Here is a 4770-nt window from a genome sequence, read left to right as displayed (position 1 = left end):
CCTCGACCCGCGGCTTGCCCGGGGGCGCCCGCTCCAGGTGCTTGTGGGCGTTCTCGATCATCACGATGGCGGCGTCGACCATGGTGCCGACCGCGATGGCGATGCCGCCCAGGCTCATGATGTTGGCGCCGATTCCGAGCGCCCTCATGCCGGCGAAGGCCATCAGGATGCCGACCGGCAGCATCAGGATGGCCACGAGCGCGCTGCGCACGTGCAGCAGGAACACGATGCAGACGAGAGAGACGACGATGCTCTCCTCGACCAGCGTGTGGCGCAGGGTGTCGATGGCCGCGTCGATGAGCTGCGAGCGGTCGTAGACCGGCAGGATCTCGGTGCCGGCCGGCAGGCTTTTCGCGACCTCTGCGAGCTTCGCCTTGACGCCCTCGATGACGTTGAGTGCGTTGGCGCCGAAGCGCTGCAGGACGATGCCGCCGGCGACCTCGCCCTCGCCGTTCATCTCGGTGATGCCGCGGCGCTCGTCCGGCCCGAGCTCGACCCGGGCGACGTCCCGGAGCCGCAGCGGCGTGCCGCCCACGGTCTTGAGCACGATGTTCTCGATATCGGCGACGCTCTTCAGGTAACCGCGCCCGCGCACCATGAACTCGAACTCGGACAGCTCGACCGTGCGCCCGCCGACGTCGGCGTTGCTCGACCGGATGGCGTCCCGGAGCTTGTTGAGGCTGATGCCCTGCGCGCGCAGCCGGTTCGGGTCCACGACGACGTTGTACTGCTTCACGAACCCGCCGACGCCCGCGACCTCGGCCACGCCCTCCGCGCGCGAGGCCCCGAACCGGATGACCCAATCCTGCAGCGACCGAAGCTCGGCGAGCGTCCGTTCCTTCGCGACGACGACGTACTGGTAGACCCAGCCCACACCGGTCGCGTCGGGTCCGAGGGTCGGCGTCACGCCGACCGGCAGGCGGCTCGCCGCACCGTTGAGGAACTCCAGCACGCGCGAGCGCGCCCAGTACGGGTCGGTGCCGTCCTCGAAGATGACGTAGACGAAGGACACCCCGAAGAACGAGAAGCCGCGCACCACCTTCGCCTTCGGAACCGTCAGCATGGCGGTCGTGAGGGGGAAGGTGACGACGTCCTCGACGGTCGTCGGACTTTGCCCGGGGTATTCGGTGTAGACGATGGCCTGCACGTCCGAGAGGTCGGGGATGGCGTCGAGCGGCAGGGTCTTGAGCGCCAGGACGCCGGTCGCCACCGCGAACACGGTCCCGATCAGCACCAGGACGAGGTTGCGGGCCGACCAGCCGATCAGGCGGGCGATCACGGCGTGCCTCCCGCGCTCGCCGCCTGCTGGTCATCCTTGGGCGCGGTCATGCCCTGCAGCGCCGCCTTCAGGTTGCTCTCGGCGTCAATCAGGAAGTTCGCCGCGGTAACCACGCGGTCACCGGCCGTGACCCCCTCGCGGATCTCGACGTAGCCCCGGCCGCGGAGGCCGACCGTCACCGGCTTCGGCTCGAAGCGCCCCTCGCCGTGGTCGAGCAGCACGACCTGGCGCTCGCCGGTGTCGATGACCGCGTCGTCGGGCACCGCCACCACTGGCTTGGCGTCGCCTGTCGCGATCTCGACGTCCGCGTACATCGACGGGCGCAGGGCGCCGTCGGGGTTCGGCAGCTCGACGCGCAGGCGGGCGGTCCGGGTCTCCATGTTGAGGTGGGGGTAGATCCGGGTCACCGTCCCGGTGAAGGTCCGGTCCGGGAAGGCCCGCACCCGCACCGTCGCCCTCTGTCCCTCCGCCACCCCGGCGAGGTCGCGCTCGGTCACGTCGGCCAGCACCCAGACGCGCGTGTGGTCGACGATGCGGAACAGGACGTCACCGGACTTGGCCTTCATCCCGTCCGAGACGTTGCGCTCGACCACGACGCCGTCCCGGGGCGAGGACCAGGTGATGGAGGGTGGTACCTTATGGGTGCGCTCGATCTCGTCGATGACCTCCGGCGGGATGGCAAGGTTCTCCAGCCGCCGGCGGCCCCCCTCGTAGCCGATGGAGGTCAGGTACTGGGCCGCGACCGCATTGATCTCGGGCGCGAACAGGCGCAGCAGCGGCTGCCCCTTGTGGACGTGGTCGCCGGTGGTGACCGGCTCGACCTTCTCGATGAAGGCGTCCGTGCGCATGGCGATGACGGAGATGCGGCGCTCGTCCTCCTCGACGCTGCCCGGCGCCCGCACCGGCAGAGACAGGACGCGGCGCTCCGCGAGCTCGGTCCGCACGCCCGTGCGCTGGACCTTGCCCGGCGCCACCTTCACGACGCCGCCCTCGTCCTCGCCCGCGTAGACGGGGATGTAGTCCATCCCCATCGAATCCTTCTTCGGCACAGGCGAGGTGTCGGCCAAGCCCATCGGGTTGCGGTAGTACAGCACTTGCCGGGCGTCGGACGTCGCCGCACCCTGCCCCGAAATGCCGTTCGCGGCCCTGTCGGCGGGCATGGCCTCGCCGTCCTCCGGGTCATCGAATCGCACGTCCTCGCTGGCACGCACGGCCCGGAAGACGCGCCCGTCGGCGGTCAGCATCGGCGCGAGCGAGTAGGCCGGCTTCCCGTCCGGGTCCCGATAGTAGACGACCGGCCCGGTCGCCTTCGCGGGGGACGGGGTGACCGGAGCCGGCTCGCCGGGGGGGCGGTGGGCGAGCCGGCTCCGCGCGCGCTCGACGAGCGCCGGCACGGGATTGCCACCGTGCCCGGCGACGTAGCCGGCGCTCCCTGCCACCAGCGCGGCGAGGGCACCGGCCGTCCAGCCCGCCCGGCTCATTTGACGGCCTGGAAGACGAGCTTGTTCTCGACTGTGCCCGTCTCGCCCTGGACCTTGGCCCCGAGCGACAGGCGCCAGCCTCCCGCCATCGAGAGCTTCGCCCTGAAGCGGTAGACGCCCGGCTCGGTCGAGGGGACCTGCTCGATCTTCGAGACCATCTCCTCCATGCTGTCGGGGGCCATGTCGATGCGCTTGGCGAAGATCACGGCGTCGGTCACCGGCTTGCCGGTGCGCCTGTCGACGAGGCGGACGGACAGGACGGCCTCGCCGACCTTCGCCTCACGCTGCACGAGCTCGAACGCGTAGTCCTTGATGTCGGCGACGGCTGGCCCCGTCAGGGCGGCAGCGAACAGCGCAGCCCAGAGGGCGCGCGAGAAGGATTTCCGGGTCACGTTTGTCGTCTCCTGAATGCGATGGATGGCCACGCGCGGACGCGCGTCACCGTGCCGGCGCAGGCGCCGGCGGCATCGGGTCAGGCTCTGGGAGGCTCTGGCGGCGGGGGGCCGTGCACGCTGGCGAACGAGGCCGCTTCGGGCCAAGCCGGCGCGGCGCACGTCGCCCCCGGCCTCGGGATGGGGACCGCGGTCGGCAGGAGCGAGGCGACGCCGGCGTTACAGAGCGCCTTTAGGGGGCAACCCGCCTTGGCGCAGTCCGGGTTCAGTGGCTTCTCGGGCGGGCAGCAGCGCATGTCGTCCATGGCCATGCCGGCCATGTCGGTCCCTCCCATCGCTTCATGGCCCATGCCGGGCATGGCCTCGCGGGACCCTTGCGCCTGCGCCGTCATGGAGGCGCGCATGCCCACGGCGGCCGCGGAAGCGGTCACCGGCGTCAGGGCGAGGCTGACAACCGCCATGAGCGGGAGCAGCCGCCGAAGGGCGAGCCAAAACGTCACGAATCGAGGATGCCAGTTTTCAGGGCGCGCATGAAGCCTCCCGGTTTCCCGCGCGCAGCGACCTGCAGGTGGCCTGGATAAGGCTTTCCACGGTGGGAAGGTCAAGCCCAGGATGGCAGCCTGACTTACGGTCGTCCCGGGTCAGGCCCTAGGGAACCAGGCGTCGCCCGAGCGGCCCTGCATCCGACGCCTCGATCATGGAGCGGATGCGGGCAGACATCGTGTCGACGGCGAAGGGCTTGGTCAGGACCGCCATGCCCGGTGCGAGATGGCCGTTCCCGAGAATGGAATTCTCGGCGTATCCGGTGATGAACAGCACCTTGAGGTCGGGACGGGTGACGCGGCCGGCATCGGCCATCTGCCGGCCGTTCATGCCGCCTGGCAGCCCCACGTCCGTCACCAGAAGGTCGATACGGACGTCCGACTGCAGCACCTTGAGGCCCGCGGCGCTGTCGGCGGCCTCGATGGCGGTGTAGCCGAGATCCTCCAGGATGTCGTTGACCAGCATGCGGACCGTCGGCTCGTCGTCCACGACGAGGACGGTCTCGCCCTGCTCGGAGCGGGGTAGCGTCGTCGCGACTTCGTCACCCGTGTCCTCGGCGATCTCGCCGTAGTGGCGCGGAAGGTAGACGCACACGGTCGTGCCCCTGCCGACTTCCGAGTAGATACGCACCTGCCCGCCGGACTGCTGGGCGAAGCCGTAGATCATCGAGAGGCCGAGTCCAGTGCCCTCGCCCAGCGGCTTGGTGGTGAAGAACGGCTCGAACACCCGCGCGACGACGTCCGGCGGCATGCCGGTACCGGTGTCGGTGACGCAGAGGGAGAGGTACTGCCCCTCGGGCATGTCATGCTGGCGTGCGGCCCGCTCGTCGAGCCATTTGTTGGCGGTCTCGACCGTGATGCGCCCGCCGTCCGGCATCGCGTCACGCGCGTTGATGCACAGGTTGAGCAGCGCGTTCTCAAGCTGCGGTGGGTCCACCAGCGCAGGCCACAGCCCGGATGCGCCGACGACCTCCACGGGAATGGCCGGGCCGACCGTACGCTGGATCAATTCCTGCATGCCGGAGACGAGGCGGTTCACGTCGGTGGGCTTGGGGTCGAGGGTCTGGCGGCGGGAG

General features: G+C 70.1%; 5 protein-coding genes. All 5 read right to left on the bottom strand.

Annotation, left to right across the window (positions count from 1 at the left end; translation table 11 throughout):
* Positions 1 to 1279, bottom strand: a 1279-nt coding sequence (locus MFF42_RS13770; RefSeq protein ID WP_283206878.1) for an efflux RND transporter permease subunit, incomplete at its 3' end; no start/stop codon positions are given.
* Positions 1276 to 2760, bottom strand: coding sequence for an efflux RND transporter periplasmic adaptor subunit (locus tag MFF42_RS13765; RefSeq protein ID WP_003602903.1), 1485 nt, complete (start codon positions 2758 to 2760; stop codon positions 1276 to 1278). The genes MFF42_RS13765 and MFF42_RS13770, both read right to left, overlap by 4 nt.
* Complete coding sequence (locus MFF42_RS13760; protein ID WP_003602904.1) at positions 2757 to 3152, bottom strand: FixH family protein; 396 nt, start codon at positions 3150 to 3152, stop codon at positions 2757 to 2759. The genes MFF42_RS13765 and MFF42_RS13760 overlap by 4 nt, the downstream gene beginning before the upstream one ends.
* A gap of 80 nt (positions 3153 to 3232) precedes the next feature.
* Positions 3233 to 3652 (bottom strand): hypothetical protein, encoded by a 420-nt coding sequence (locus MFF42_RS13755; RefSeq protein ID WP_003602905.1) that lies wholly within the window; start codon positions 3650 to 3652, stop codon positions 3233 to 3235.
* A 148-nt stretch (positions 3653 to 3800) separates the two neighbouring features.
* The coding region (locus tag MFF42_RS13750; RefSeq protein ID WP_238256237.1) for an ATP-binding protein at positions 3801 to 4770 on the bottom strand (970 nt) is incomplete at its 5' end.

The organism is Methylorubrum podarium (assembly GCF_022179745.1).
GTDB lineage: Bacteria > Pseudomonadota > Alphaproteobacteria > Rhizobiales > Beijerinckiaceae > Methylobacterium > Methylobacterium podarium.
Note: the sequence above shows the minus strand (reverse complement) of the source record. Positions and strands in the feature narration are given on the sequence as shown.